Genomic DNA, 26,415 nt, shown 5'->3' with positions numbered 1-26,415 from the left:
CCCGCACCGCCGGCGCTTCCGTGTCCGGTGGTCCGACGACGGGTGGTCAGAGCCAGCCGTTGCGGCGGAACCAGCGGTAGAGAGCCAGGGAGACGCCGAGCATCAGGGCCAGTACGACGGGATAGCCGTACGTCATCGTCAGCTCGGGCATGTTCTCGAAGTTCATCCCGTAGATCCCGGCGATGGCCGTCCACACGGCGGCGATGCCGGCCCAGGCGGCGATCTTGCGCATGTCGTTGTTCTGGTCGACGGTGACCTGGGCCAGCCGCGCCTGGAGGATCGAGTTCAGCAGGTCGTCGTAGGAGTTGACCTGCTCCACGGTGCGGCTCAGGTGGTCCTGCACGTCCCGGAAGTAGCGGCGAATCTCCTTCGGCACGTCCCGGTTGACCTGCGAGGTCAGCGTCATCATCGGCCGTTGGAGCGGCACCACGGCCCGCTTGAACTCCACCAGCTCGCGCTTCATCTGGTAGATACGCTGGATCCGCCCCTGGCCGTTGCGGTCGAAGACCTCGGCCTCCAGCACGTCCAGGTCATCCTCCAACTGGTCGGCGACCTCCAGGTAGAGGTCGACCACCCGGTCGGTCACGCCGTACGCCACCGCCCACGGGCCCTGGAGCAGCAGGTCCTGCTTGGTCTCCAGATCGGCGCGGATCGGTGCGAGCCGGCAGGCATCCCCGTGCCGGACGCTGATCACGAAGTTCGGGCCGATGAAGAGCATCACCTGCCCGGTCTCCACGACCTCGGAGTTCTCGGTCAGCTCGGCGTGCTCGCAGTACCGCGCGGTGCGCAGCACCAGGAAGACGACGTCGCCGAACCGCTCCAGTTTGGGGCGCTGCTCGGCCTTCACCGCATCCTCGACGGCGAGCTCGTGCAGCCCGTACGTCTCCGCGATGGCGGTCATCTCGGCAAGCTCCGGCTGGTGCAGACCGATCCAGACGAAACCGTGGTCCTCGCGGCGGGCCGCGGCCAGCGCGTCCGCGTACGTCCAGTCGCCGGGTTGCCGCTTGCCGTCGACGTACAGCGCGCAGTCGACCACCGCGCTGCGGTCGGTGCCGGCGGCGGCCGGCACGGGCGGCGAGCCGTCGGCGTTGAGGATCCGGGTCATCGCCCGGACCGGGGAGGGCCACGCCCGGGGTCGCAGGACCCGACCGGTGGTCGACGGTTCCGTCCGGTCCCGCTTTGTCCGATCCGTCATCGCGTCACCTCCCGCGCTCAGCTGCGGCTTGCAGGCTACGCCGACTGCGGTCGAGGACATGTGTGACGGCGGTCGCTTGGGGGCGGCGCCGGGCGGGCCGCATCGGGGGGGGTGCGGGGACGACACGGCCCACCCGGCGCCTGTGGGGGCGGGGGTTGTGCTGCCGCGTCATCCTGGTCGCGACCAGCCCGGAGGCCAGGCGGTGAGCTCCGCTACGTCTGACGCTTGCAGCATTGTGGGCCGCCGGCCGCCCGGGCGGGAGTCCCGGGACGGCCGGCATCGTCGTTCTGTCAGAACCCGACAGATGAATCAGCTGCGGACGGCCTCGACGGCCTCCGCGAGCCGGCGTACGCCCTCGTCGATCCGGTCGGCGGTGACCGCCGAGAAGGCCAGCCGAAGGGCGTGCCGCCCACCATCCAGCACGAAGTCGCTGCCCTTGACCACGGCGACCCCGCGCTCGGCCGCTGCCGGGGCGAGCCGGTCGACCAGCACGTCCTCCGGGAACTCCACCCAGAGGAAGTAGCCGCCGTCGGGCTCCACGAACCGCGCCTGCGGCAGGTGCCGGCGCAACGACTCGGCGAGTATCCGGGACCGTTCGCCCAGCGCCGCCCGGACGGTCTCGATCGAGCGGTCGATGTCACCGGAGACGCAGAACTGGTGCACGATCGCCTGGGACACCATCCCGGGCGAGATGTAGAGGCTGGTCGCGTTCTTGGCGATGGAGGCGATCAGGTCGGCCGGGCCGATCAGGTACCCGACCCGCACACCCGGGCACACCGTCTTGGTGAAGCTCGACGCGTGCACCACCACGTTGCGGGTGTCCAGCGAGAGCATCGACGGCAGCGCCTCGCCGCGGAAGCGGATGTCCGCGTACGGGTCGTCCTCGAAGATCGTGAACTCGTACTCGGCGGCCAGGTCGAGCAGCTCCCGACGCTTCTCCTCCGAGAGCGTCATGCCGGCCGGGTTCTGGTAGTTCGGGATGACGTGCGCGAGCCGCGGCCGGACCCCGGACTCCAGCAGCTTGCGCAGCTCGGCGGTGTCGAGGCCGTCCGGCTGGACGGAGATGCCGTGCAGCTCACTGCCCATCCGCTGGAGGTTGAGCAGCGTCCGGTCGTACGTCGGGCGTTCCACCACCACCGCGTCGCCGGGGCGGACCAGGTGGTCGAAGAGGAACGCGTCGGCCTGGAGCGACCCGTTGGTGACCAGCACCTGGTCGGCCTCGACCCCGTGCTTCTCGGCGATCCACTTTCGCAGCGGAAGGTAACCGACGGAGGTGCCGTACGCCGTCACCCCCGCGGGGTCGGCGTCGAAGGCGCGGACGGCGGCGGCCTTGAGCCCCTCGACATCGACGATGTCCAGCGAGGGAGCCCCACGGGCAAAGGAGATCAACTGCTCGGCGGTCATGGATGTTGAGCGTACGGGCGGCGGCGGGGGACGCGCGGACGGCACGGCGATGTCCGCATCCTGAGCCACCGGGTCGGGTGACCCGACTCCACCGGTCGGCGGCAGATCAGACCGGAAGGGCGAGCGCGTCGTGCTGCGCCGACCGGGAAAGTCCCTCCAGCTGCACGCCGAGCGCATCGAGGAGCTGGCTCCAGTCGAAGTAGGAGCGCCAGGCGATGATGCGACCCTTGCGGGCCCGGACCACGTCGGCCACCTCCCAGCTCACCGTCCGGCCGGTGGGCGCGACAGTGCCGTACGGCGAATGCAGTGTGCCAGTGTGGGTGCCGGTCAGGCGCAGTTCCACGGCCGCACCACCGCCCGTGCGCACCGCGCCCAGCGGGTCGAGCCGCAGGTCCGGGAAGGCGCCGGTCCAGGTCCGCAGCAGCGCGGGCAGCTCGATCGGACGGACCGTCGCGCCCGGCATGGCGTAGAACGCCTCCGGGGCGTAGAGATCCGGCAGACGGGCCACGTCCCGACGCAGGAGCATGGCGTACTGCTGCTCGACCAGGCGCTCCGCGTCACGCATCGGGCCCTCCCCCGCGGGCTCACGGCATCTCCGCGCCCGCAGGGGATCCCTACCCGTCTATTCAGCCGGGCACACCTGCGCGCGCGCCGAGATTCCGGCCCGCCCGGTCAGGTCGCGGCGATGGCGGCCTGGTCCTCCGCCCAGACCCGCATGATGTCCCGGACAGAAATCACCCCGGCCACCTCTCGGCCGTCCAGCACCACCAGGTGCCGGAACCCGCCCCGGGCCATCGCGGCTGCAGCCTCGGCCACCGTCCACTCCGGGCCCGCGTAGACCACGTCCCAGGTCAGGTGGGCGCCGGTGCGTTCCACGTCGCAGTCCAGGCCAGCGCCGATGGCCTTCAACACGTCGCGCTCCGTCATGATCCCGACCCCCTCGGAATCCGGGTCGATCACGACCGCCGACCCGACACCGCGGGCCGACATCATCCGGGCCGCCTGGCGGAGCGTGTGCTCCGGACCGACGACGAGGACCTGGCTGGACATCGCATCCCGTACCTGCATCACGCATCACCCCTTTGGGACGGTGGCATTCGGTACCGACATGGTGGGCTGTGGATGTTTCCGGGACAAGGCCGAACATCGCCGTTACACCGGGCGCTCGCTACTGTCGAACGGTGTCCACCGAGCCCTTGCGCTGCGCCGGCGCGCTGATCGTCGACCACGACGGCCGCATCTTCTTTCAGCGCCGCTCACCGCACCGACGCCTGTTTCCCAACTGTTGGGACATCGTCGGCGGTCACCTGGAGCCCGGTGAGGAGATCGACGAAGCGCTCAGCCGGGAGATCACCGAGGAGACCGGCTGGTTTCTCTCGCACGTCCTCGGCCAGGTGGGTGAGTACAGCTACGTCGGCGACGACGGCCTGGCCCGGATCGAGCACGACTTCCTGGTCCGCGTCGACGGCGACCTCGACCGCCCGATGCTGGAGGCCGGCAAGCACACCGAGTACCGCTGGCTGGCCGAGCACGAGGTGACCGTGCTGGACGAGCACCGCGACGTCAACAACGGGCTGATCCGGCGGATCGCGGAAGAGGGCTTCGCCGTCCTGCGGTCGATCGGTCTGTGAACACCGTCGAGCTGGCGCCGCACCGGTTCGCCGGGCTGCTCGCCCCGGCCGTGGACCGGACCTTCCGCGCCGGCATGCTGGCCGGCCGCGACGGTGGCGGTGCCGAGCTGACCCAGAGGTACGGCGGAGTGGCGGCGACCGGCTTCCTGGTCGACCTGCGCACCCGGTTGGCCGCACCCGGTGGCACGGTCGACGGGCCAGGGTTCGCGGCGATCACCCGGTACCACGATCCGGCCGCCTGCCAACGGGCCGTGGACAAACAGGTGGCGTACGGGATGCTCTACCGCGACCCGGACGGCTCGCTCTGTGCCACCGAACGGGGTACGGCCTTCCTCACCGAGCTGTACCAGGTGCACGCCGAGGTCACCGAGGAGCTGTGGGCGGGGCACGACGAGCGGGTGTCGCGGCTGGTGGCAGCGCTCGGCCGGCTGCTGTCGTACGCCCTGGTGCTGGCCGACGAGGAGGGGCCCCTGGGCGGCTCGGCCTTCGTCGCGATGGCACCCCCGTACGAGCCGGACGGCACCCCGTCGGGTGTGCTGCTGCTCAACCGGCTCGGCACGCTGCGCTACCACCGGGCCGACGCGCACGCCGCCGCCTGGGCCGCAGCCGGGCACACCGCATCGAGCGTCGCCGCCCTGCCCGCCGGCCCCGAGCGACTCGCCATCGAGCTGGAGACCGACCGACGGGCGGCCGGCCCGTACGCCGCGCTCAGCGCGGAGGAGCGGCTGACCATGCTGGCCGACCTGGCGGCGTTGCCCGGCTGACCCGGTTGACCGGAGCGGCACGGCCACCCGGCGCTATCCTCCAGCGGTGACGGGGAGCAGGACGAGGGAGGATGTCGCGATGATCGGAATGGTGCTCGCGGCCGGAGCAGGACGCCGGCTGCGCCCGTACACCGACACCCTGCCGAAGGCGTTGGTGCCGGTGGACGGCGAGACCACGATCCTGGACATCGCGCTGGGCAACCTCGCCGAGGTCGGGCTCACCGACATCGTGATCGTGGTCGGCTACGCGGCGGACACGGTCCGCGAGCGGCAGGCCGACCTGGAGAAGCGGTACGGGGTCACGCTCACCCTGGTGCAGAACGACAAGGCCGAGGAGTGGAACAACGCCTACTCGCTCTGGCTGGCCCGCGAGTATTTCGCACGCGGAGTGCTGCTGGTCAACGGCGACACCGTGCACCCGGTGAGCGTGGAGAAGACCCTGCTCGCCGAGCGCGGGCCGGACATCCTGCTCGCCGTGGACACGCTCAAGCCACTGGCCGAGGAGGAGATGAAGACCACCTTCGACGCCGCCGGCCAGCTCACCCGGATCACGAAGATCATGGACCCGGGCGAAGCGTACGGGGAGTACATCGGTGCCACGCTGATCGAGCCGCAGGTCGCGGACGCGCTCGCCGACGCCCTGGAGGCGACCTGGCGGCGTGACCCGAACCTGTACTACGAGGACGGCTACCAGGAGTTCTCCGACCGGGGCGGCGAGGTGCGGGCGGCGCCGATCGGTGACGTCCCGTGGGTCGAGGTCGACAACCATGCCGACCTGGCCCGTGCGCGGGAGATCGCGTGCCGCTACTAGCGCGGAGCGTCCTGACCCCGCTGCACATCGACGTGCGCCGAGGGGCGGTCGCCGACCTCGGTGCGATCCTGGCCGACGGGCGGATCTCCTCCGGCGGTGACGTCGCGGTGGTGGTCGGCCCAGGTCAGGGTGCCCAGATCGCGGAGCTGATCCGACCGTCACTGCGAACGGCCGACGTGTTCACCGTCGCCGGGGGCACTCTGGACGCCGCCGACGACCTGGGCGGCAAACTCCGCGCCCGGTCGTACGACGCGGTGGTCGGGATCGGCGGCGGCAAGACCATAGACGTCGCCAAGTACGCGGCCACCCGACGAGGGCTGCCGATGGTGTCGGTGGCGACCAGCCTCGCCAACGACGGGATCGCCTCCCCGGTGGCCAGCCTCATCACCGACGGGATCAAGGGTTCCTACGGGGTGCACATCCCGATCGGGGTGATCGTCGACCTGGACTTCGTGGACAGCGGCCCGGACCGGCACAACCGCGCCGGCATCGGTGACGTGATCAGCAACATCAGTGCGCTGGCCGACTGGGAGCTGGCCCGCCGCGTACGCGGCGAGCCGGTCGATGGGCTGGCCGCCTCGCTGGCCCGGGCGGGCGCCGAGGCGGTGCTCAACCACCCCGGCGACATGGCCGACGACGCGTTCGTCACCGTGCTGGCCGAGGCGTTGATCTCCAGCGGCCTGGCGATGGCCGTCGACGGCACCAGCCGGCCGTGCAGCGGCGGCTGCCACGAGATCATGCACGCGGTCGATTCGCTCTTTCCCGGCACCGCCTCACACGGCGAGTTGGCCGGGCTGGGTGCGCTGTTCTGTACCTGGCTGCGCGGGGATCTGCGCCGCTTCGGGGAGATGTCGGCCTGCCTGGCCCGGCACGGTCTGCCCCGACTCCCCGCCGAGGTGGCGCTCACCGACGACCAGTTCGTGGAGGCGGTGCAGTTCGCGCCGCGTACCCGGCCGGACCGGTACACCATCCTGGAACACCTGGCGCTGTCTCCTACCGAGACGCGGGAGCGGCTGGCAGACTACGCCGGTGCAATCCGCGACCAGCTTGGCTGACCCCCGTCCCACCGTCGCCGACTTCCACCGGGTGAACCGGGGCGGCGGCCTGTTCAGCGAGTCGATCAGCCAGTGGCTGGGCGCCGTCTTCGCGCTGGTCGCCCAGCGGCTCGGGCTGCGCCCGACCGCGCTGACCCTCACCAACCTGTTGCTCGGTCTGGCCACCTCGGTCACCGTGGTGGCACTCGCCGGCCCGGTCGCCGCCGGCGACGTACCGGCCTGGGTGGTCGGCCTGCTCGCCCTGGTCGGCTGGCAGGTGGCGTACTCCCTGGACTGCGCCGACGGGCAGTTGGCCCGGGTGACCAACCAGGGCAGCGCGGCCGGTGCCCGGATCGACATCCTCTGCGACGTGGCCGCGCAGATCGCCCTCGTGGCCGCGCTGGCCGCCACCGCGGTGGCGCAGGAACCGTCGACCCCGACCTGGCTGGTGGCGACCTTCGCGGGCACCTGGATGGTCAACCTGGTCACCTCGGTGATGCAGGCCGGCCCGAACGCGGCCAGCATGGTCACCTCGACCTCGCTGCCCGTCCGCCTGGTGAAGCTGGTCCGCGACTACGGTGCGGTGATCTTCGTGGCCGCCCTGGTGCTGGCCGTGGCCCCCGCGCTGGTCCTCTGGGTGATGGTCGCGTTCACCATCGTCAACGGTGGCTTCCTGCTGGCAAGCATCGCCTTCTCAGCCCGCGCCTCCCTCCGCTGACCGCCCCCACCCCTGAGCCGCGTCCACCCCTGAGCCGCGTAGACCCCTGAGCCGCGTCGATCTAGGGAAGATTGCAGTTAATTGATCTCCAACAACAGCGATTCGCCCTAGATCGACGCGGCTCAGGGGCCGGGCGGGGGCGGGGGGGCGGGGGGGCGGGGCGGGGTGGGGGTTAGGCGCGGTTCGGGGTGCGAGCCAGGCCGGCGTAGATGTCGAGGAGGCGCTTGGTGACCACGTCCGGATGGAAGGTCTGTTCGTAGCGGAGCCGGGCCGGCCCGGCGAGTGCGGCGGCGCCGGCCCGGGCGACGGGCAGCGCGGCGGCCAGGGCGGCCGGCTCCGGCGACACCACCCAGCCGGCGGTCCCGGTGCGCACACCGGCCGGCATCGACACTCGGCCACCTCCGGCGACCGCGGAGGCGACCTCGGCCGGGCCGGTGCCGGCGGGCTCGTGCGGGGCGTCCGCCCCGACCATGTACGGGATGCCGCCCAACGCCGTGCCGAGCACTGGCCGACCGCTCGCCAGCGCCTCGATGATCACGGTCGGCAGCACGTCGTGCCACAAGGCGGCGACGATCACCACCGCGCTCGCCTCGACCGCCGCCCGCACCCCGGCCCGGTCGAGCTGACCGAGGTAGACCACGTCGGGTCGCTCGGCGGCAGCCGCCTCCACCAGCGGGCGCAGCTCGCCGTCGCCCGCCACGCGCAGCGTGCCCAGCGCACCCACCGGGTGCCGGCGCCAGGCCTCCAGCAGCAGGTCGACGCCCTTCTCGGGTGAGAGCCGGGCCATGTAGAGGAAACCGTCACCGAGCGGCGTCGGTCGGCCCGGGTCGGGTACGGAGTTCGGCTTCACCACGACCCGTTCGTCCGGAATGCCGTAATCCCGGAGGTGATCGGCGATCGCCGAGGTGAGCGCGACGTACCGGTCCACGGAGCGCCAGGTGCCCCGGTGCACCGCGAGGGTGGTCGCCATCAACGCGCTCTGCGCCGCCGAGTCGCGGTAGCAGCGGTGCTTGATCGCCGGCACCCCCAGCGCCCGACCCTTGCAGTCCTGACAGATCACGCCGTCCCGGAAGTAGATCCCCGAGGAGCAGACCTGCCGGTAGTTGTGCACCGTCTGCACCACCGGCACGCCGTGCCGGTGCGCCGTCCGCACCACCCACGGCGAGATCAGGGGGTACGGGTTGTGCAGGTGCAGAACGTCCGGTCGGTGTTCGGTGAGCAGCCGGCTCAGGTCGTGCTGGGCGCGCGGAGCCCAGATCGGCGAGATCGGCAGCAGCGCCTTCGCCGCCTTCGACATCGACGGGATCTCGTCCGAGCTCCGGATGAACGGCAGCACCTCGACGCCAGCCTCGGTCAGCTGAGCGATCTCCGAGTCGACGATCGTGTTCTCGCCGGAGGGCTGGGCTTCCCGGTACCGGTTGTGCGCCACCACGATTCTCAACAAGCTCGCCTTTCGTTCGCGATTGCGGGACTCGCAAGCTCATTCCTCGCGCTCACCGGAAAGAAGGCTACCGTTGTGTCGTGCCCGAACTACCGGAGGTTGAGGCGCTCGCGGGTTACCTGCGACAGCGCGCGGTGGGGCGGCGTGTCGACCGGCTGGAGATCGCCGCGATCAGCGCCCTGAAAACGTACGAACCGGCACCGACCGCTGTCACCGGTCTGACGGTGGTCGACGCCAGCCGGCACGGCAAGTTCCTCGACGTCCACTTCGAGGGCGACCTGCACCTGGTGGTGCACCTGGCCCGGGCGGGTTGGCTGCACTACCGGGAGGCGTTCCCGGCAACCACCCCGCTGCGTCCTGGCAAGGGCCCGATCGCGCTGCGTGTACGCCTGGACGACGGTTCCGGCTTCGACCTCACCGAGGCGGGCACGCAGAAGAAGCTGGCCGCGTACCTGGTCACCGACCTGGCGACGGTGCCCGGGGTGGCCAAGCTGGGCCCCGACGCGCTCGCCGCGGACCTGCCCACCTTCGCCGAGCGGCTGCGTAGCCGGCGGGGGCAGGTCAAGGGGGTGTTGACCGACCAGTCGGTGTTGTCCGGGGTTGGCAACGCGTACTCCGACGAGATCCTGCACGCCGCGAAGCTGTCCCCGTTCGCGATCACCGATCGGCTCACCGACGGCCAGGTCGCCACCCTGCACGCGGCCACCCGGCAGATCCTCGGCGACGCGGTCGAGCGGTCCCTCGGTCAACGGGCCGCGGAACTGAAGGGTGAGAAGCGCTCCGGGCTGAAGGTGCACGCCCGCACCGGGCTGCCCTGCCCGGTCTGCGGGGACACCGTGCGGGAGGTGTCATTCGCCGATTCCAGCCTCCAGTACTGCCCGACGTGCCAAACCGGCGGAAAGCCGCTCGCTGACCGACGGTTGTCCCGCCTCGTACGGTGAGTAATTCCACTCGACGACTACGGAGCGGAATCGCCCTTACTGAGCGGAAGCTCCGGTCCGCCGTTCTCGCCACGCGCGCATCCATCGGTATAGTGGCCCCGGTCCCCGGCTCTTGAAATGGTGCGGAGCCGGCCAGATCCCGCCAACACCATCGGTCGCCAATCTTCTTCTGGGCGGCGACCGGTCGGAGCCCGCGTGGGAGACTGGGACGGTGGGCGACCCGGGCCCTCACGCCGAGTGAGCGGCCCGTGTCATGCGGGAGGACATGGGTGAGGTGACGGCAAGCCTCCAGCGCCCGGTAACCAACGAAGGCCGGAGCAGATTCGTGCGGCACGTCGACAGCTTCGAGATCCAGCCGCCGACGCCGCCGTCACACAACGGCGTCCCTCGGTCGGCGTGGACGAGGGCGCGACGGCGTGTCTCCCGCTGGCACCGCCCCTACATCGCGGTTCTGCTGCTGCTCGACTTCGGCGCGGCGGCGTTCGCCAGCTGGATCGCGATCCAGCTCTTCGACCAGGCCGCCTCCGGCTTCTCTGGCACCGAGCAGGACCCGACCTGGTTCCACACCATCTCCTACCTGCTGCTCCCGATCGGCTGGGTGGTCATCCTCTGGAGCAACCGGGCATACGACCGGCGCTACCTGGGGCTCGGCCCGGACGAGTTCAAGCGGGTCATCCGGGCCGCGGTGACCGTCGCCGCGAGCGTCTCGTTCCTCGCCTTCTCCACCGTGACCCAGCTCTCCCGGTTCACCGTGGGCACGGCGCTGCTCGGTGCGACGCTGCTGATTCTCTGGGGCCGGTTCGTGGCCCGTTGGGCGCTGCACTACATCCGGCGGCGGGCCGGTCAGGCCGCGCATCGGATGGTGCTGGTCGGCACCCTGCCCGAGTGCCTGGAGGTCTACGCGGCGGTCACCCGCAGCCCGAACGCCGGGCTGGTGCCCGTCGCCATCCACATCACCGACGGCTACGCGGCCGCCCGGGGCATGCCGACCCCCGTGCCGGTGCACGGCGGCCGGGACGTCCTGGCCCTGGTCCGGGAGGTCGGCGGCGACACCATCGCGGTCTGCGGGTCGGCCAGCGCCGAGCCGGGCGAGCTGCGCCGGCTGGCCTGGCAGCTGGAGGGCTCCGGGGTCGACCTGGTGGTCGCCCCACAGCTGACCGACATCGCGGGGCCGCGCGTGCACATCCGGCCGATCGAGGGCCTGCCCCTGCTGTACGTCGAGGAACCGACCCTCTCCGGGCCGGCGCTGTTGGCCAAGAACCTGATGGACCGGGTCGCCGCCGGCCTCGGCCTGCTGCTGCTGACCCCGCTCTTCGCGGCCATCGCCGTGGCGATCCAGATCTCCGACCGTGGGCCGGTCTTCTTCCGTCAGCCCCGGGTGGGGCACGAGGGACGCACGTTCCACGTGTGGAAGTTCCGGACCATGTACGTCGACGCCGAGGACCGGCTGGCCAGCCTGGTCGACCGGAACGAGACCGACGGCATGCTCTTCAAGATGAAGCTGGACCCGCGGGTCTACCCGGTGGGCCGCTTCCTGCGGGCCTCGTCGCTGGACGAGCTGCCGCAGTTGATCAACGTGCTCTGGGGTGAGATGTCGCTGGTCGGGCCCCGGCCGCTGCCGGCCGACGACGGCGACTTCCTGGGTGACGTGCGCCGCCGGCTGCTGGTCCGCCCCGGCATGACCGGCCTGTGGCAGGTCTCCGGCCGATCCGATCTGTCCTGGGACGAGTCGGTCCGACTGGACCTCTACTACGTCGACAACTGGTCGTTGGCGTACGACCTGAGCATCCTGTGGCGCACCGTCGGGGTGGTGCTCGCTCGCAAGGGCGCGTACTAGGGGGTTGGCGCGCGGGCTCGCAGGGGCAAGGATCGCTGCGTGGGTGCCAACCTCTCCGCCGTGGTCGGCGTCGTATCACTCGTCACCGCGCTGACCGCAGCCCTGTTAGCGGTGCTGCGGCTGCGTGCCCGCCGTGGCATCGCCACCGCCACCCAGCGGGCCACCTACGAGGTGCTGCACACCGCCGGCCTGGCCGCCGATCCGCTGCGAGCTGGGCTGAGCGAGGCGGGCGCGGCGAAGGCCGTACGCCATCTGCGGGCCCTGGTGGGCGCGGCCGGGCTGGCGCTCACCGATACCGACCGGGTGCTGGCCCTCGACGGGCGCGGCACGCACCACGGCGAGCAGTTACTCGTGGCGGCCCGGCGGACGGTGGACACCGGCCGCTCAACGGTGCTCGGTGAGCAGGATCTGCACTGCGACCGGGTCGACTGCCCGATCCGAGGGGCGGTGGTCGCGCCCTTGCAGGGAGCGGATGGTCGGGTGGTCGGCGCGCTGGTGGCGATCGCCGACAGCCCGCCGGCGCCGGGGCTCGTGCAGGCCACCCTGGAGACCGCGCACTGGGCCGGCAACCAGCTCGCCCTGGCCGAGCTGGACTCGTCGCGGGAGCGGTTGGCCCGCGCCGAGGTCCGGGCATTGCGGGCGCAGATCAGCCCGCATTTCATCTACAACGCGCTGACCGCTATCGGCTCGTTCGTCCGCACCGATCCGGAGCGGGCCCGGGAGTTGATTCTGGAGTTCGCGGAGTTCACCCGGTACTCGTTCCGGGCGCACGGGGAGTTCACCACCCTCGCCGAGGAGCTGCGGTCGATCGACCGCTACCTGACCATCGAGCGGGCCCGGTTCGGCGACCGGTTGCAGGTGCAGTTGCAGATCGCCCCGGAGGTGCTGCCGGTGACGCTGCCGTTCCTCTGCCTGCAGCCGTTGGTGGAGAACGCGGTCCGCCACGGGTTGTCCCGCAAGCCGGGCACAGGCATGGTGAGCATCGAGGCCCGGGACGCGGGCGCCGAATGCCACATCACGGTGGAGGACGACGGAGTGGGAATGGATCCGACCACGCTGACCGCCGGCATCGCCGAGCTGGCTCGCGGCACCGGCGACCCGGGCGACGACACGGGCCAGCACGTCGGCCTCTCCAACGTCGACGAGCGGCTGCGGTCGGTCTTCGGGGACCGGTTCGGCCTGGTCGTGGAGACCGGGCTGGGCTCGGGCACCAAGGTGAGCATGCGGGTGCCGAAGTTCCACCCCGGCGTACGGGCAGGATCGTGAGCGAGCGCAGCGAGCGGCCCGGGGCAGAGCGGTGACGACATCCGGTTTCCTCCGGGTGCTGGCGGTGGACGACGAGCCGCCCGCGCTCGACGAGCTGGCGTACCACCTGCGGGCCGACCCCCGGGTGGCCCGGCTGCACACCGCCGGGGACGCGACCGAGGCGCTGCGGCTGCTCCGTGACGGTGATGTGGACGTGGTCTTCCTGGACATCCGGATGCCCGGGCTGGATGGGATGGAGCTGGCCCGGGTGCTGCGCCGGTTCGCCCGGCCACCGGCGATCGTCTTCGTCACCGCGTACGACGACGGCGCGGTGGACGCCTTCGATCTGGGTGCCACCGACTACGTCCGCAAACCGGTCCGTGCCGACCGGCTGGCCGAGTCGTTGCGGCGGGTGATCGGCTCGCGGGTGGTGCCGTCGCACCCGGCGGCGCTGGCCCGCGCTGAGGAGGACCCGACCATCCCCATCGAGTTGGCCGGCACCACCCGGATGCTGCCGCGCTCGGCGGTGCGCTGGGTGGAGGCGCAAGGGGACTACGCCCGGTTGCACACCGCGGAGGGGTCGCACCTGGTGCGGGTCTCGCTGGCCACGCTCGCCGAGCGGTGGGCCGATGCCGGTTTCGTGCGGGTGCACCGGTCGTACCTGGTGCAGTTGAAGTTGATCGCGGAGCTGCGACTGGTCAACTCCGGCTATGTGGTGGTGATCGACTCCACCGAGCTGCCGGTGAGCCGGCGGCACACCCGGGAGCTGAAGGACAAGCTGGTCAGGGCGGCAAAACAGGACTGGAGTCGCTGAGCCGGGAATGGGATGACGGCCGTCGTACGTTGTACGCTAGTCCGTACGACTTCCGGGAGGCCGCCGTGACCGTGACCCCGTTCGACGCCGAGAGCGAGTTCGACCGTCAACTCGACGGACTGGTGCAGCTCGGCTATCCCGCTTTGGCCGGGCTGCCCGAGACCACCTTCCGCGACCTGGTCGCACCGCTGCGGGCCAGGGCCGTCGAGGGCGCCGACGGCCTGCCCGCGCCCACCGACGCCCGGGTGCCCTTCGTGCTGGTCATCACCCGCGATCTGATCGCAGTCGAGGCCCGGCTCGAGCTCACCACCCTGGCCGGCAAACGCAAGCCCGGCTTCCTCGACAAGCACTACGCCGAGGACGACCTGCCGCGCTTCGACCCGATCAAGGAGCTTGAGGTGCCGGCCGGGCCGGCGTACCTGCTCTTCGACGTCGACCGGGGCGAGGAGTTCCGCAACCTCGCTCCCTCCACGGCCATGGAAGGGATGACCGCCCAGGGGCGGCTGCCGCTCACCATCGACGAGGGCCTCGCCTTCATCACGCTGCACCCGGCCGCACTGGCGAGCAACCGGTGCTTCTCGCTGGTCGGCTCCCGCTGCGGCGACAAGCGGGTGCCGGCGCTCTGGATCAGCCAAGGCGCACCGAAGCTGGGCTGGTGCTGGTACGGCAACCCGCACACCTGGCTCGGCTCCGCCTCGGCCCGTCCGGAGCGCATCGGCCTGGAGTGACCGCCGAAATCGGTGCCCTGTCGACGGGGCCGGTGGCAGTTCACCGGCCCCGTCGCACGTCGTCACCGCCCCTGCCGCACGTCCGGCGACGCTCAGTTCGGGAGCGGTAAGCGCGTCCAGGCTGTGCCGTCGCCAGTCAGCTGCACGTGGTCCGCACCGCCAACCGTCATGTCGTCCCGGCCGTAGAGCCAGGCGTATCCGGGCGCGGCACCGACGCCCCCGTCGCGTCGGTCGTACTCGCGGACCGTCTTGAAGTGTCGCCCGGCATCCAGGCTGATCATGGCTTTGGATCTGTTGCTGGAGGGCTGCATGTTTCCCGCCTCGACGAGCAGCAGGGACCCGTCCGAGCCGACGACGAGAAACCGGGTCTCCAATGAGTTGGGCAGGTCGGTGCCCATGTCCGCCCAGGTTCGCCCTCCGTCCGTGGTACGCAGCAGCTGCGACGTCCCCTCGACCTCCATCGGCTGGGCACCGGCCGGTGGTGGCGGCGCGATCAACAGGTACGCCTCCTGTGCGCTGACCCCGGCTATCGCGATCGCGTTCGCCCCCTCGGCCGGTTGCCAGGTGGTCCAGGTGGCTCCCCGGTCCACGCTCCGAGCGACCACCATGACGCCGATGTCCCCCGGCCAATAGGTCACCCAGATAGTTCCGTCCGCACTCGGATAGATGCTCGCGGGCGGATAGGGCGACGGCGGCTTGCCTTTGAGCCGGTACACCGTCCCCGTCGACGAGACCGCAACCGGTTCACGTAGTGCCCCGCAGCCCCGGCCCCATTGACAGAAGGCCGGCTGCGCTCTCGCCGGAAAGGACGGCACCGTCACCATGGCCTGCTCGGCGTCCCGCCAGGTGCGGCCGTAGTCGGTGGAGAGCCGGAGCTGGTCGCCATCCCGGACCAGGTAGGAGCGCTGGCCCAGCACCGAGAACTCCGGCATGCTCACCGGATTTCCCTGTTCATCCTGTCCGCATTGGCTGGTGCGGTAACGGGTCATCTCGTCATCGGTCCAGCTCCGCCCGCCGTCGTCGGTGTGCCGGAACCGCACCGAGAAGCAACCCTCGTCGGCGTCCCACACCCCCGCAACGACGGCCGACTCCGGCCCGGTCAGGAAGAGTTCGCCGCCGCGGTCCGGCTTGACCGGCGGCTGGTCCGGACCGGTCCATTCACCCCGGCCGGTGTTGCCGAACAGTGGCAGCATCGCCACGCCGGCCAGGGCGATAACCAGAACAATCGCCACCCCGCTGGTACGCCGCCGACGGCGGGCCCGCGCTGCCGTCCACATGTCGTCCAGGGGTGGCTGGCGGACCGCGTCGGCGACGGTGTCGACGTCGAAGCCGGTGAACTCACGTTCGGACATCGATCCTCCCGATGTTCATGCTCTCGCTGATCTCTGAGTCGAAGAGCAGCGCCGCCAGCGCCTGCCGGCCCCGGGACAACCGGGACTTCACCGTGCCCGGCGAAACGCCGAGTGTCGCCGCCACCTCACCGATCGGCAGGTCGACCAGGTAGTGCAGGGCCAGCGCGTGCCGCTGTCCCTCGGGAAGGCCGCGCAGGGCGGCCAGCAGCGCCAGATGCTCCGGTGAACGGTCGGCGACCGCCGGGGGTGGCCCGATCCGGCGCAGCAGCCCGTCCAGCACGCGCCGTCGGCGGTAGCGACTGCGGGCGACGTTCACCGCGACCCGGCGCAGCCATGCCTCCGGATTGTCGAGGCTGGTGAACCGACCGGGTGCCACCAAGGCCCGGGTGAACGCCTCCTGGACCGCCTCCTGCGCCTCGTTCAGGTCTCCGGTCACCGCGTAGAGCTGCACCACCAGGCGCCGGAAACTGCCGGCGTACAGATCGGAAATCAGATCACCGTCGGACACTGTCACCTCCCCTCTTTACCTGTCCCACTCCTGGGCGGAAGGGAAGGTTCCGGGTGACCGGTCCGAAGATGTCGGGTGCTCGGTGCGCCCACCCTGACAACTCGGTCGGTCGTCCACAGCGAGGCTCGGGAGTTCACCGAGGCCAACGGTCGTGATCCTCGGGTTATCCACAGGGATGAGCGGTTCTCCACAGGTTATTCACAATGCCACCCACTGATCTCCACGGCGGCTCCCTACAGTCAGAGCCCATGAAGGAACGCCGGGTACTGGTGGTCGAGGACGAACGCACCATCGCCGAGTCGGTCGCCGCCCGACTCCGCGCCGAGGGCTTCGTGGTGGAGATCGCCCCGGACGGCCCCAGCGCGGTGGAGCGGTTCCGGGCCTGGCAGCCCGACCTCGTCGTCCTCGACGTGATGCTGCCTGGCTTCGACGGCCTGGAGGTGTGTCGGCGGATCCAGGCCGACCGACCGGTGCCGGTGCTGATGCTCACCGCACGCGACGACGAGACGGACCTGCTGGTCGGGCTCGCGGTCGGTGCGGACGACTACCTCACCAAGCCGTTCTCGATGCGGGAACTGGCCGCCCGCGTGCACGTGCTGCTGCGCCGGGTGGAGCGGGCCGCCACCCCCGCGCCGCCGGCCATCCGCCTCGGCGACATCGAGATCAACGAGGCCGAGCGGCGGGTCCGCCTGGACGGTGCGGACGTGCACCTCACGCCGACCGAGTTCGACCTGCTGGTCCACCTCGCCGGGCGACCCCGCACGGTGCTTCCCCGGGAGCGGCTGCTGGCCGACGTCTGGGGATGGGCCGACGGGAGCGGCACCCGCACGGTGGACAGCCACGTCAAGGCCCTACGCCGCAAGCTGGGCGCCAACCTCATCCGCACCGTGCACGGAGTCGGCTACGCCCTGGAGCTGCCGTCATGACCACCACCATGCTCGCCCGGCTGGACCGGGTGCTGGAGCTGCTGCCCCGCCCGCTGGATCCGGTGCGCTCCATCAAGCTGAAACTGGGCGTGCTGCTGGTCGCGTCCGGCGCTGCCGGGCTGGCCTACTTCTCGTACGGCATCGGCTGGCCACCACCGGTGACCTCGGCGACCGCCATCGCCGTCGCCCTGCTCACCTCGCAGGTGCTCGCCCACGGCATGACCTCGCCGCTGCGGGACATGACGGCGGCCGCCGGCGCGATGGCCCGTGGCGACTACACCCGGCGGGTACGCGCCACCTCCCGGGACGAGGTCGGCGAGCTGGCCCAGGCCTTCAACAAGATGGCCGAGGACCTGCACGCCGCGGATCAGCGCCGACGCGAGCTGATCGCGAACGTCTCCCACGAGCTGCGTACGCCGATCACCGCGCTGCAGGGCGTTCTGGAGAACATGGTGGACGGGGTGGCCGAGCCCGAGCCCGCGGCGCTGCGCTCGGCGCTGTCCCAGACCGAGCGGCTCGGACACCTCGTCGCCGACCTGCTCGACCTGTCCCGCCTCGACGCCGGGGTGGTGCCGCTGCGCCGGGTCCGCATCGATGTGGGGGACTTCCTCGACGAGGCGGTGGAGCACGCCACCGCCAGCGCGGCCGGCGCGGGACTGGACGTGCACTTCCGGCTCCGCGAGCTGACGGTGCCGCTGACCATGCACGCAGACCCGTGGCGGCTGCACCAGGTGTTCGCGAACCTGCTGGACAACGCCGCGCGGCACAGCCCACCCGGCGGCACCGTACGGGTGAGCGCCGAGGAACACGCCGGCCACCTCCGCTTCGAGGTGAGCGACGAGGGGCAGGGCATCCCGTCGGCCGAGCGTTCCCGGGTGTTCGAGCGGTTCACCCGCGGCGACCGGTCGGCCGGTGGTGGGACCGGGCTCGGCCTGGCCATCGCCCGGTGGGTCGTCGAACTGCACGGCGGCCGGATCGGCGTCCTCGACCCCGTCGGAATCGCCAAGGGTTCCCAACCCGGCTGCCGCATCCAGGTCACCATCCCGAGCAACGGGCCGCATCGAGAAGAGGCCGCATGACCAGCCCCGGCAGCACCTCCGTTCCGGCGACCGGCCCGGCGGGACCGCAGCCCTCCCCACCTGTCGGGACCGGCCAGCCCGGTTTCGGTCCCGGCCCGGCGATCCCGCCGACGACCGGCCGGCCCCAGCCCTCGCCCGCGCCGCCGGTCACACCACGGCCACCTTCGCTGATCCAACAACGTTGGCCGGGGCCGTCCCGCGCACCCCACCCGCTGCTCCTGGCCGTGCTGGCGGCGGCAGCAGTCCTCGGTGCCTCGGCGCTGACGGTGGTCCGTCCCGGACTCGGTTGGCTGGCCGCCGCGCTGACGGCCACCGCCGCGCTCGTCGCCGCCGGGGCCATCCGTTCCGAGACAACATCCTCACCGGGGGGCCGCACCGAGCGGACGACGCCCGGCGACGCACCCGGGACCGCGCCGACGCCGCCCGCCGCGCCCGCCACTTCGCCGGTGCCGCCCACCGCCGCGCCCGCCGCGGCTGCGGCGCCCGCCGCGCCCGCTGCGGCTGCGGCGGCTGCGGCGGCTGCGGCGGCTGCGGCGGCTGCGGCGGCCACCGCCCGTCCCGGTGCCACGGGGGCACCGGGGCGGGTGGCGCAGGTCGTCTGGGCCGCCGCGACGGTTGGTCTCGTCGCCGTTGGCACGGTTCGGGCCGCCGGCTGGCTCTTCGCGCTCTGCCTGGTCGCCGCAGCGGTGACCGGGACACTCGCGGTGACCGGCGGGCGGAGTCCACTCGGGATGCTGGTCGCCGGGACGCTGCCGCCGGCCGCCACGGTACGGGCGCTCCCCTGGGCGGTACGCGGGCTGCGCCGCACCCGCTCGGCCGGCCCCGGAATCGGCCGGATCGTGACCAGCCTGGCGATCTCGGTCGGCCTGCTGACGCTGTTCGGTCTGCTCTTCTCCTCCGCCGATGCGGTCTTCGCCGACCTGGTGACGGGCCTACTGCCTGACATCGATCCGGCCGGGGTGATCGGCTGGCTGATGCGTCTGCTGCTGATCGGCGGTGGTCTGCTCGGTGGTGCATACCTGGTCAGTCGTCCACCCGACCTGGACGGCCTGCGGCCGGGGTCGGCCCGCCCGGTGCACCGGCTGGAATGGGTTCTGCCGCTGGCGTTGCTGGACGCCCTGTTCGCCGCCTTCGTGCTGGTGCAGTTGACGGTGTTCTTCGGTGGCGCGGGGCACGTGCTGCGCACGGCGGGGCTCACCTACGCCCAGTACGCCCGCGGCGGGTTCTGGCAACTGCTCGCCGTCACCGGGCTCACCCTGCTGGTGATCGCGGTCGCCGCTCGGCGAGCACCCAAGGCCACCCGGGCCGACCGGCTGCTCGTCCGCGCACTGCTCGGCACGCTCGCCGCGCTCAGTCTGGTCGTCGTCGCCTCGGCGCTCTACCGGATGCAGGTCTACGCCGACGCGTACGGCGCCACCCGCCTGAGGCTCTTCGTGGCGACCGTCGAGCTGTGGCTCGGGCTGCTGTTCGTCCTCGTCGGCGTGGCCGTGGCGCGGCTGCGGGCGGACTGGCTGCCCCGGCTGGTGATCGGCACGGCGGTGCTGGCGCTGCTCGGGCTGGCCTTGGTCAACCCGGACCGGTTGATCGCCGACCGGAACGTCGACCGCTACCTGGAGACCGGCCGCCTGGACGTCAGCTACGTCTCCGGGCTCTCCGCCGACGCCGTACCGGCCCTGGAGCGGCTACCCGAGCCGATGCGGACGTGCGCGCTGCGGGAGATCGCCTTCGAGCTGCCCCGGGACGGCTTCTGGGCGACGAACATCGGCCGGGAACGGGCCCGGTCGGTCCTTGACTCGATCCAGGTGACCAGCAGCACGACGAGCTGTCCCGGTCTGCGGAGCTGGTGAGCGCGAACGCTTGACAATCCCACACGGCGGGCAAGACTGCCGGGGTGGCCAAGCAACTCCCGGACGTGGGATCGGGCGGTACGGTACCGCCTCCCCGGCGGGCTCGGATCGTGCTGGCCGAGATCACCCGGCAGGACACCCGCGCTGAGCGGACCCGCGCCGAGTTGGCCCAGCAGACCCAGGTCGGCGAGGCGCTGGTCCGTGGCCTGGTCCGGGCCCAGCTCGCGCTGGCGCTGCGGCTCTCGCTGGTGGTCGCCATCGGGCTGGGCGGGCTGCCCTGGCTGTTCGCTATCGCGCCGTCGCTCGGCCGGACCACCGTCGCCGGCGTCAACCTGCCCTGGCTGCTGCTCGGAGTGGTCTCCTTCCCGTTCCTGATCGCGGTGGGCTGGGCGTACGTGCGGCTCGCCGAGCGCAACGAGCAGGACTTCAGCGACCTGGTGCAGCGGCCGGAGCGCTGAGGTGGGCAACGACTACGTGGTCCCGGCCATCGTCACGGTCACGCTGGTCACCCTCGGGATCGGCTTCTACGGGCTGCGGCTGGCCCGCACCACCTCCGACTTCCTGGTCGCCTCCCGCGCGATCAGTCCGACGTGGAACGCCGCGGCCATCGGCGGGGAGTACCTGTCGGCGGCGAGCTTCCTCGGCATCGCCGGCCTGGTTCTCAAGTACGGCGTGGACGTGCTCTGGTACCCGGTCGGGTTCGCCGCCGGTTACCTGGCCCTGCTGCTCTTCGTGGCAGCGCCGCTGCGCCGGTCCGGTGCGTTCACCCTGCCCGATTTCTGCGAGCTGCGGCTGGGCTCCCGCCGGCTCCGCATCCTGGCGACCGCTTTCGTGATCTTCATCGGTTGGCTGTATCTGGTGCCGCAGCTTCAGGGCGCCGGGCTGACCCTGGCCACGGTGGCCGGCTCCCCGTACCCGCTCGGTGCCCTGCTCGTGGCCGCCGTGGTCACCGCGAACGTGGCGCTGGGCGGGATGCGGGCGATCACCTTCGTCCAGGCGTTCCAGTACTGGCTCAAGCTGACCGCACTCGCCGTACCGGTGATTTTCCTGGCGTTGCAGTGGCAGGCCGACGGCCGGCCCCCGGTGACCCCGCCCGACGGGCCGACGTTCCGGGCCGCGACCACCGTCGTGGTCGAGCACCGCGCGACCCTCACCCTGCCCGACGGCGAGATCCGGGAGGTACGCCCCGGCGACGAGTTGACCTTCGCCCCGGGCGACCCGGTGCCGGAGGTGTCCGGGGTGGCCACCGACGCCAGCGACTGGCTGCTGCCCAGCGCCGCGGGTGACGACGACCGGGGCCTGTTCGCCACGTACTCGCTGATCCTGGCCACCTTCCTGGGCACCATGGGCCTGCCGCACGTGCTGGTCCGCTTCTACACGAACCCGGACGGCGCGGCGGCACGCCGTACCACCCTGGTCGTGCTGGCCCTGGTCGGCGCCTTCTACCTGCTGCCCACCCTGTACGGGGTGCTCGGCCGGATCTACACGCCGCAGCTGCTGATCAGCGGGCAGACCGACGCGGTGGTGGTGCTCCTGCCCGGGGCGGCCCTCGGCGACGGGATGGTCGGGCGTCTGCTCGCCGCCCTGGTGGCAGCGGGCGCGTTCGCGGCCTTTCTCTCCACCTCGTCCGGCCTGTTGACCAGCGTCGCCGGGGTGATCTCGACGGACGTGCTCGGCCGGGGCTCGGTACGCGGTTTCCGGCTGGCGACGGTGATAGCCGGAGCTGTGCCGACGGTGCTGGCGCTGCACGTCTCCGGGCTGGACGTGTCGCAGGTGGTCGGGCTGGCCTTCGCGGTCGCCGCGTCGAGCTTCTGCCCGCTGCTGGTGCTCGGCATCTGGTGGCGCGGGCTGACCGACCTGGGCGCGGCCGCCGGGGTGCTGGTCGGTGGCGGGGCGGCGATCGGTGCGGTGCTGATCACGGTGCTCGGGCCGCCACTGTCCGGCTGGCCGGCCACGCTCACCACACAGCCGGCCGCCTGGACGGTGCCGCTGGCCTTCACCGTGATGGTCGCGGTGTCGATCGCCACCCGCCGTCGTGCCCCCGCCGACGTCGCGGCCACCATGCTCCGCCTCCACACCCCCGAAGCCCTCCGCCTGTGAGGCGGGCGGTCTCACTCGCGAGATCATCGGCCAGGTGATGATCCACTCCATATCGGCGATGTGGTGGCATCGCGACGCCCGGACACGCCCATATCGCCGACATGGAGTGGATCACGCATCGGAGGAACTCCGCCTCCAGGATGATCGCGGGTCCGTCCGCCGCCGGAGGGCGGAACTGGCGACCGGCAGATAGCGTCGGTCCATGACTGTTGAGCACCCCGCGCTCGCGCTGCGTGGCCTGGCCAAGCGGTTCGACGGCACCATCGCGGTGGCCGGCGTCGACCTGGACGTGCCCGCCGGCTCCTTCTACGGCCTGTTGGGCCCGAACGGCGCCGGCAAGACCACCACCCTGTCGATGGCGGTCGGGCTGCTGCGGCCGGACGCCGGCTCGGCCTGGGTGCTCGGGCATGACGTCTGGCGGGACCCGGTCACCGCGAAGCGGTTGCTCGGCGTGATGCCCGATGGGGTACGCCTGTTCGACCGGCTGACCGGGGCGGAGCTGCTGGCCTACAACGGTCTGTTGCGGGGGATGGACCCGGCGGTGGTCGACCAGCGGGCCGCCGAACTGCTGGACGTGCTGGCGCTCGGCGATGCCGGTCGGACGCTGGTGGTGGACTACTCGGCGGGCATGAAGAAGAAGATCGGCCTGGCCTGCGCGCTGCTGCACGGCCCTCGGGTGCTGGTGTTGGATGAGCCGTTCGAGGCGGTCGACCCGGTCTCCGCCGCGCTGATCCGGGACATCCTCACCAGGTACGCGGCCGGCGGCGGCACGGTGGTCTTCTCCAGTCACGTGATGGAGGTCGTCGAGCGGCTCTGCTCACACGTGGCGATCCTCGCCCAGGGCGTCATCAAGCGGGTCGGCACGCTCGCGGAGGTACGCGGCGAGCGCTCGCTGGAGCAGGTCTTCGTCGAGGTGGTCGGCGGGCGCACCGCGACCGGTGACGAGTTGTCGTGGCTGTCCCGGTGAGCGTCGGCGCCGCGCCCGCCGCGCCTGTGCGCGCTGTCTCCGCCCGGCACTTCGTGCGGCTCAAGCTGCGGGTCATGGGCAACAGCTTCCGGGGCCAGGGCTGGCGGATCGCGCTGTTCATCGGCGGTGTGCTGTTCGGGCTCTGGTTCGCCGCCAGCGGCTTCTTCCTGTTCGCCGCGCCGGGCCTGACGGACAACGGCCGGTACGCGGTGCTGGTCGCGGCAGCCGGCGGCGGGCTGCTGGTGCTGGGTTGGCTGCTGCTGCCGCTGGTCTTCTTCGGGGTGGACGAAACGCTGGACCCGGCCCGGTTCGCGTTGTTGCCGCTGCCCCGTCGCACGCTGGTCACCGGCCTCTTCGCCGCCGCGCTGGTCAGCGTTCCGGTGCTGGCGGTGTTGATCGCGTCGTCGGGGCTGGTGCTGACCTCCTGGGTGTTGGGAGGATGGTCCGCTGGTCTGGTGGCCCTGTTCGGCGTACTCGGTGGGCTGTTGCTCTGCGTGGCCGCCAGCAGGGCGGTGACCAGCGCCTTCGCGACCATGCTGCGGTCCCGCCGGGTGCGGGACCTGGCTGCCGTGCTGTTGGCGGTGACGGCGGCGCTGCTCGGCCCGTTGCAGGTCTTCGGCCTCGCGGCGCTGCGAGAGACGGACTGGACCCGGCTGACCGGGGTGGCGACCGTGATCGGCTGGACGCCGTTAGGCGCTCCGTGGACCGCCGGCATCGACCTGGCGCAGGGACGGGTGTGGGCCGCGCCGGTCAAGTTGTTGATCACGGTGGTGACGATTGGCGCCCTGCTGGCCTGGTGGTCGCGGTCGTTGGAGTCGGCGATGGTGGGTGCGGCGAGCTCCGGTAAGGCCCCGGCGCAACGCGGCGTCATCGGCGGCGCGGTCGCACAGCTGTTTCCCCGGGTTGCCGGCTGGGCGCGTCGGGACCGCTTCGGTGCGCTGGTCGCCCGGGAGGCACGCTACTGGTGGCGGGACGCCCGCCGCCGCGCAAACCTGATCACGATCGCGGTGGTCGGCATCTTCATCCCCGTGATGATCAACCTTGGTGGCTCGAGCTTCGCGGTCGAGGACGGGCAGGGCTTCACGATGGGTGCCGGCGACAGCTCGCCGGTGCTGGTCACCCTCTCCATGATCTTCGTCGGCGTGCTCGCCTCGGTCACGCTGGCGAACCAGTTCGGCTTCGACGGCAGCGCCTACGCCGCGAACGTGGTGGCCGGGGTGCCCGGCCGGGTGGAGCTGCGCGCGCGGATGACGGCCTTCTCGCTGTACGTCCTGCCGATGCTGGCGTTCGTCGCGGTGGTGCTGGCGGTGGTGCTCGGTCGACCGGGCTGGATCGGGCTGACCGCCGGCAGCCTGGCCGCCACCTACGGTGCCGGACTGGCGGTGAACAGTTTCGTCTCGGTGCTCGGGGCGTACTCGCTGCCGGAGACGAGCAACCCGTTCGCGATGAACAGCGGCGCGGGCCTGGCGAAGGGTCTGCTCACCCTGCTGGCCATGATCGTCTCGGCGGTCGCCGCGGTGCCGATGCTGGTGGCCGCGGCGCTGCTCGGTGACGCCTGGCTGTGGCTGGCCCTTCCGCTCGGCGCGGCGTACGGGCTGGGCGCGGCGCTGCTGGGCGCTTACCTGGCCGGCGACGTGCTGGACCGGCGCCAGCCGGAGCTGCTGGCCACGGTCACCCCCCGCCGTTAACCAGCGCGTCGGCTGGGGGTCTGGGCGGCGTCGGCGACGAAGCCACGCCACGCAGCCGGAGCGAAGGCGAGGGTCGGGCCGGAGCGGTCCTTGCTGTCCCGGACCAGGACGACACCGGGCAGGTTGTCCGCAACCTCGACACAGTTGCCGCCGGAATCGGTCGACCGGGTGGACGTGCGCCAGCGTGGCTCATTCGTCGTCATGGCGTCACCTTCAGCTTCCGGATCAGATCCATTGAGGCGTTTGTGGAGAGCGCTTCGCCGAGCAGGCTATCCCATTTGAGACTAATCAATCCGATCATTTCCGGGTCGTCCATGACGTGTCCGCGAGCGGCATTCTCCAGGTAGAGAACCACGTCCCCGCCGGGCAACTCGGCGCACACGAACCCACCGCCAAGGCCGACATGCTCACCGACGCTCAGTGGGATGACGTGCAACCGGACGAACGGCAGCTCTGCCACCTCAAGCAGTCGGCCGAGCTGGGCATTGAGCACGGCGGGGCCGCCCACCGGCCGGTGGAGGCCCATCTCGTCCACCAGGAAAACGCAATACGGCGGCATATCCCGGGACAGCAGCAGTTGGCGTTCCAAACGAAGCGCAACAAGTTCGTCGACCACAGCCGGCGGATGCAGTCCACCCGCCGAGATAACGGCGTGGGCGTACTCCTCAGTCTGCAGGAGGCCGGGCACGAGGCATGCCTCGAAAGCTCGGAGGCGCGTCGCCTGTTGCTCATATCCCCGCCACGGGACGAACCAGGATGGGCCGCGCTCCTGGTCCGCCGCCTTGAGGAGTTCGGCGAGGAGGCCGCCGGTGGCGAGGGCTTCGTCTGCGGCGACCGCGAACTCCATGGTTGGCCGGCGCCGGCCGGTCTCGATGGCAGCCACCGTGGAGGGACTCCACCTGGTCAGGGTCGCCAATGCCTCCTGAGACACCTCAGCACCGGCCCGGGCGGCCTTCAACGCCCGTACCCACATCTCGACGTTCATCCTTACCTCTCCGGTAAGTACGTGACCCCGCTGCGTAGTAAGCCCTGGCATCCTCCCCTGTCCGCGCCTCTCCGTCCAGGGTGGAGGTACGCGGCCCGGCCGGTGGAGGCGATGTCCCGCCGTCCGGTCCTGCGCTCGGGCCGCCCCGGTCATCCCCCCGACCGGGGCGGCCCCCATTGACCGGGAGGAGATCAGCCATGTTCGGATTCATCCGTGGCAGGAACGGGGCGCGGTGGTCGTACCGCAGAAGGAAGATCGCGGCACCGGCGGCGGTGCCAGGCGCGACCGGATCGGAGCGGTCGGCGGGCCCGCCGAATCAACCACCCGCGTGGGCGACCGGGCCGACGGTGGCCCTGCCGCGACCGGGCCGGGCCGGCTGGCTGACCCCGGCGCAGACCTG

26 protein-coding genes are annotated in these 26,415 nt (G+C 71.5%); 17 read left to right on the top strand and 9 right to left on the bottom strand.

Going from position 1 to position 26,415, the window contains the following annotated elements; translation table 11 throughout:
• Window positions 1–46: 46 nt before the first annotated feature.
• From corA to ABZS37_RS13680, 4 genes are all read right to left on the bottom strand, one after another.
• On the bottom strand, window positions 47–1,195 hold the full coding sequence (corA, locus tag ABZS37_RS13695; protein WP_355168688.1) for a magnesium/cobalt transporter CorA: 1,149 nt from the start codon (window positions 1,193–1,195) through the stop codon (window positions 47–49).
• 309 nt (window positions 1,196–1,504) lie between these two features.
• Window positions 1,505–2,599, bottom strand: a complete 1,095-nt coding sequence (locus ABZS37_RS13690; RefSeq protein ID WP_355168686.1) for a PLP-dependent aminotransferase family protein — start codon at window positions 2,597–2,599, stop codon at window positions 1,505–1,507.
• 106 nt (window positions 2,600–2,705) lie between these two features.
• Entirely contained in the window at window positions 2,706–3,164 is a 459-nt protein-coding gene (locus tag ABZS37_RS13685; protein WP_355168684.1) for an ester cyclase, read from the bottom strand.
• A 107-nt stretch (window positions 3,165–3,271) separates the two neighbouring features.
• Complete coding sequence (locus ABZS37_RS13680; RefSeq protein ID WP_354997740.1) at window positions 3,272–3,667, bottom strand: CBS domain-containing protein; 396 nt, start codon at window positions 3,665–3,667, stop codon at window positions 3,272–3,274.
• A gap of 113 nt (window positions 3,668–3,780) precedes the next feature.
• On the opposite strand from ABZS37_RS13680, the gene ABZS37_RS13675 reads away from it, so the two are divergent.
• The 5 genes from ABZS37_RS13675 to ABZS37_RS13655 all read left to right on the top strand — a co-directional run bounded on the left by ABZS37_RS13675 (window position 3,781) and on the right by ABZS37_RS13655 (window position 7,557).
• Window positions 3,781–4,230, top strand: coding sequence for an NUDIX domain-containing protein (locus ABZS37_RS13675; protein ID WP_355168682.1), 450 nt, complete (start codon window positions 3,781–3,783; stop codon window positions 4,228–4,230).
• A complete protein-coding gene (locus ABZS37_RS13670) occupies window positions 4,227–4,994 on the top strand; it encodes a hypothetical protein (protein WP_355168680.1) in 768 nt (255 codons plus the stop codon). The genes ABZS37_RS13675 and ABZS37_RS13670 overlap by 4 nt, the downstream gene beginning before the upstream one ends.
• 79 nt (window positions 4,995–5,073) lie before the next feature.
• Window positions 5,074–5,805 (top strand): phosphocholine cytidylyltransferase family protein, encoded by a 732-nt coding sequence (locus ABZS37_RS13665; RefSeq protein ID WP_355168678.1) that lies wholly within the window; start codon window positions 5,074–5,076, stop codon window positions 5,803–5,805.
• On the top strand, window positions 5,793–6,860 hold the full coding sequence (locus ABZS37_RS13660; RefSeq protein WP_355168676.1) for an iron-containing alcohol dehydrogenase family protein: 1,068 nt from the start codon (window positions 5,793–5,795) through the stop codon (window positions 6,858–6,860). Before ABZS37_RS13665 ends, ABZS37_RS13660 begins: the two co-directional genes overlap by 13 nt.
• The gene (locus ABZS37_RS13655; RefSeq protein WP_355168674.1) at window positions 6,835–7,557 is read left to right on the top strand and encodes a CDP-alcohol phosphatidyltransferase family protein; all 723 of its coding nucleotides are present in this window, start codon (window positions 6,835–6,837) and stop codon (window positions 7,555–7,557) included. Before ABZS37_RS13660 ends, ABZS37_RS13655 begins: the two co-directional genes overlap by 26 nt.
• A gap of 172 nt (window positions 7,558–7,729) precedes the next feature.
• Here the strand turns inward: ABZS37_RS13655 and ABZS37_RS13650 are convergent, their stop codons facing one another.
• Entirely contained in the window at window positions 7,730–8,998 is a 1,269-nt protein-coding gene (locus ABZS37_RS13650) for a glycosyltransferase family 4 protein (protein ID WP_355168672.1), read from the bottom strand.
• An 80-nt stretch (window positions 8,999–9,078) separates the two neighbouring features.
• Here ABZS37_RS13650 and ABZS37_RS13645 point away from each other — a divergent pair, with 80 nt between their 5' ends.
• From ABZS37_RS13645 to ABZS37_RS13625, 5 genes are all read left to right on the top strand, one after another.
• Window positions 9,079–9,939: a DNA-formamidopyrimidine glycosylase family protein gene (locus ABZS37_RS13645; protein ID WP_355168670.1), complete on the top strand. Its 861-nt coding sequence runs from the start codon at window positions 9,079–9,081 to the stop codon at window positions 9,937–9,939.
• A gap of 265 nt (window positions 9,940–10,204) precedes the next feature.
• Window positions 10,205–11,776, top strand: a complete 1,572-nt coding sequence (locus tag ABZS37_RS13640; protein ID WP_355168755.1) for a sugar transferase — start codon at window positions 10,205–10,207, stop codon at window positions 11,774–11,776.
• A 39-nt stretch (window positions 11,777–11,815) separates the two neighbouring features.
• Entirely contained in the window at window positions 11,816–13,042 is a 1,227-nt protein-coding gene (locus ABZS37_RS13635; protein ID WP_355168668.1) for a histidine kinase, read from the top strand.
• Window positions 13,043–13,073: 31 nt separating this feature from the next.
• Window positions 13,074–13,835, top strand: a complete 762-nt coding sequence (locus ABZS37_RS13630) for a LytTR family DNA-binding domain-containing protein (RefSeq protein WP_355168666.1) — start codon at window positions 13,074–13,076, stop codon at window positions 13,833–13,835.
• A 65-nt stretch (window positions 13,836–13,900) separates the two neighbouring features.
• Window positions 13,901–14,563 (top strand): DUF5701 family protein, encoded by a 663-nt coding sequence (locus ABZS37_RS13625; RefSeq protein WP_355168664.1) that lies wholly within the window; start codon window positions 13,901–13,903, stop codon window positions 14,561–14,563.
• Between the two features lie 92 nt (window positions 14,564–14,655).
• Here ABZS37_RS13625 and ABZS37_RS13620 read toward each other — a convergent pair whose 3' ends face one another.
• Complete coding sequence (locus ABZS37_RS13620) at window positions 14,656–15,915, bottom strand: hypothetical protein (RefSeq protein ID WP_355168662.1); 1,260 nt, start codon at window positions 15,913–15,915, stop codon at window positions 14,656–14,658.
• Window positions 15,902–16,423 carry a sigma-70 family RNA polymerase sigma factor gene (locus ABZS37_RS13615; protein ID WP_355168660.1) on the bottom strand — a complete coding sequence of 174 codons (522 nt, stop codon included), beginning with the start codon at window positions 16,421–16,423 and terminating at the stop codon, window positions 15,902–15,904. Before ABZS37_RS13615 ends, ABZS37_RS13620 begins: the two co-directional genes overlap by 14 nt.
• A 248-nt stretch (window positions 16,424–16,671) precedes the next feature.
• Between ABZS37_RS13615 and ABZS37_RS13610 the strand changes: the two genes are divergently transcribed.
• The 7 genes from ABZS37_RS13610 to ABZS37_RS13580 all read left to right on the top strand — a co-directional run bounded on the left by ABZS37_RS13610 (window position 16,672) and on the right by ABZS37_RS13580 (window position 25,030).
• Window positions 16,672–17,349: a response regulator transcription factor gene (locus ABZS37_RS13610; protein WP_355168658.1), complete on the top strand. Its 678-nt coding sequence runs from the start codon at window positions 16,672–16,674 to the stop codon at window positions 17,347–17,349.
• A complete protein-coding gene (locus ABZS37_RS13605; RefSeq protein ID WP_355168656.1) occupies window positions 17,346–18,428 on the top strand; it encodes a HAMP domain-containing sensor histidine kinase in 1,083 nt (360 codons plus the stop codon). The genes ABZS37_RS13610 and ABZS37_RS13605 overlap by 4 nt, the downstream gene beginning before the upstream one ends.
• On the top strand, window positions 18,425–20,275 hold the full coding sequence (locus ABZS37_RS13600; RefSeq protein WP_355168654.1) for a DUF4173 domain-containing protein: 1,851 nt from the start codon (window positions 18,425–18,427) through the stop codon (window positions 20,273–20,275). Before ABZS37_RS13605 ends, ABZS37_RS13600 begins: the two co-directional genes overlap by 4 nt.
• Before the next feature lie 44 nt (window positions 20,276–20,319).
• The gene (locus tag ABZS37_RS13595; RefSeq protein ID WP_355168652.1) at window positions 20,320–20,733 is read left to right on the top strand and encodes a hypothetical protein; all 414 of its coding nucleotides are present in this window, start codon (window positions 20,320–20,322) and stop codon (window positions 20,731–20,733) included.
• 1 nt (window position 20,734) lies between these two features.
• The gene (locus ABZS37_RS13590) at window positions 20,735–22,375 is read left to right on the top strand and encodes a cation acetate symporter (RefSeq protein ID WP_354993081.1); all 1,641 of its coding nucleotides are present in this window, start codon (window positions 20,735–20,737) and stop codon (window positions 22,373–22,375) included.
• 202 nt (window positions 22,376–22,577) lie between these two features.
• Window positions 22,578–23,342 carry an ABC transporter ATP-binding protein gene (locus tag ABZS37_RS13585; RefSeq protein WP_355168650.1) on the top strand — a complete coding sequence of 255 codons (765 nt, stop codon included), beginning with the start codon at window positions 22,578–22,580 and terminating at the stop codon, window positions 23,340–23,342.
• A complete protein-coding gene (locus ABZS37_RS13580) occupies window positions 23,327–25,030 on the top strand; it encodes an ABC transporter permease (protein WP_355168648.1) in 1,704 nt (567 codons plus the stop codon). The genes ABZS37_RS13585 and ABZS37_RS13580 overlap by 16 nt, the downstream gene beginning before the upstream one ends.
• On the opposite strand, the gene ABZS37_RS13575 is transcribed toward ABZS37_RS13580, so the two are convergent.
• Both ABZS37_RS13575 and ABZS37_RS13570 read right to left on the bottom strand, forming a co-directional pair.
• Window positions 25,027–25,233 (bottom strand): DUF397 domain-containing protein, encoded by a 207-nt coding sequence (locus tag ABZS37_RS13575; protein ID WP_355168646.1) that lies wholly within the window; start codon window positions 25,231–25,233, stop codon window positions 25,027–25,029. The two genes, ABZS37_RS13580 and ABZS37_RS13575, sit on opposite strands and share 4 nt — an antisense overlap.
• Complete coding sequence (locus ABZS37_RS13570; protein ID WP_354993075.1) at window positions 25,230–26,015, bottom strand: helix-turn-helix transcriptional regulator; 786 nt, start codon at window positions 26,013–26,015, stop codon at window positions 25,230–25,232. The genes ABZS37_RS13575 and ABZS37_RS13570 overlap by 4 nt, the downstream gene beginning before the upstream one ends.
• Window positions 26,016–26,415: the final 400 nt, after the last annotated feature.

Origin of the sequence: Micromonospora sp. NPDC005413 (genome assembly GCF_040606435.1) — a bacterium.
Classification (GTDB): Bacteria; Actinomycetota; Actinomycetes; order Mycobacteriales; family Micromonosporaceae; genus Micromonospora.
This window is presented reverse-complemented; position numbering and strand designations above follow the sequence as displayed.

What these genes read in the sequence shown, in the direction of transcription:
- ABZS37_RS13575 (WP_355168646.1), bottom strand. Translation starts at nt 25,233, where the DNA reads ATGACGACGAATGAGCCACGCTGGCGCACGTCCACCCGGTCGACCGAT.
- ABZS37_RS13620 (WP_355168662.1), bottom strand. Translation starts at nt 15,915, where the DNA reads ATGTCCGAACGTGAGTTCACCGGCTTCGACGTCGACACCGTCGCCGAC.
- ABZS37_RS13570 (WP_354993075.1), bottom strand. Translation starts at nt 26,015, where the DNA reads ATGAACGTCGAGATGTGGGTACGGGCGTTGAAGGCCGCCCGGGCCGGT.
- ABZS37_RS13640 (WP_355168755.1), top strand. Translation starts at nt 10,205, where the DNA reads ATGGGTGAGGTGACGGCAAGCCTCCAGCGCCCGGTAACCAACGAAGGC.
- ABZS37_RS13685 (WP_355168684.1), bottom strand. Translation starts at nt 3,164, where the DNA reads ATGCGTGACGCGGAGCGCCTGGTCGAGCAGCAGTACGCCATGCTCCTG.
- ABZS37_RS13605 (WP_355168656.1), top strand. Translation starts at nt 17,346, where the DNA reads ATGACCACCACCATGCTCGCCCGGCTGGACCGGGTGCTGGAGCTGCTG.
- ABZS37_RS13610 (WP_355168658.1), top strand. Translation starts at nt 16,672, where the DNA reads ATGAAGGAACGCCGGGTACTGGTGGTCGAGGACGAACGCACCATCGCC.
- corA (WP_355168688.1), bottom strand. Translation starts at nt 1,195, where the DNA reads ATGACGGATCGGACAAAGCGGGACCGGACGGAACCGTCGACCACCGGT.
- ABZS37_RS13680 (WP_354997740.1), bottom strand. Translation starts at nt 3,667, where the DNA reads ATGCAGGTACGGGATGCGATGTCCAGCCAGGTCCTCGTCGTCGGTCCG.
- ABZS37_RS13665 (WP_355168678.1), top strand. Translation starts at nt 5,074, where the DNA reads ATGATCGGAATGGTGCTCGCGGCCGGAGCAGGACGCCGGCTGCGCCCG.
- ABZS37_RS13690 (WP_355168686.1), bottom strand. Translation starts at nt 2,599, where the DNA reads ATGACCGCCGAGCAGTTGATCTCCTTTGCCCGTGGGGCTCCCTCGCTG.
- ABZS37_RS13600 (WP_355168654.1), top strand. Translation starts at nt 18,425, where the DNA reads ATGACCAGCCCCGGCAGCACCTCCGTTCCGGCGACCGGCCCGGCGGGA.
- ABZS37_RS13585 (WP_355168650.1), top strand. Translation starts at nt 22,578, where the DNA reads ATGACTGTTGAGCACCCCGCGCTCGCGCTGCGTGGCCTGGCCAAGCGG.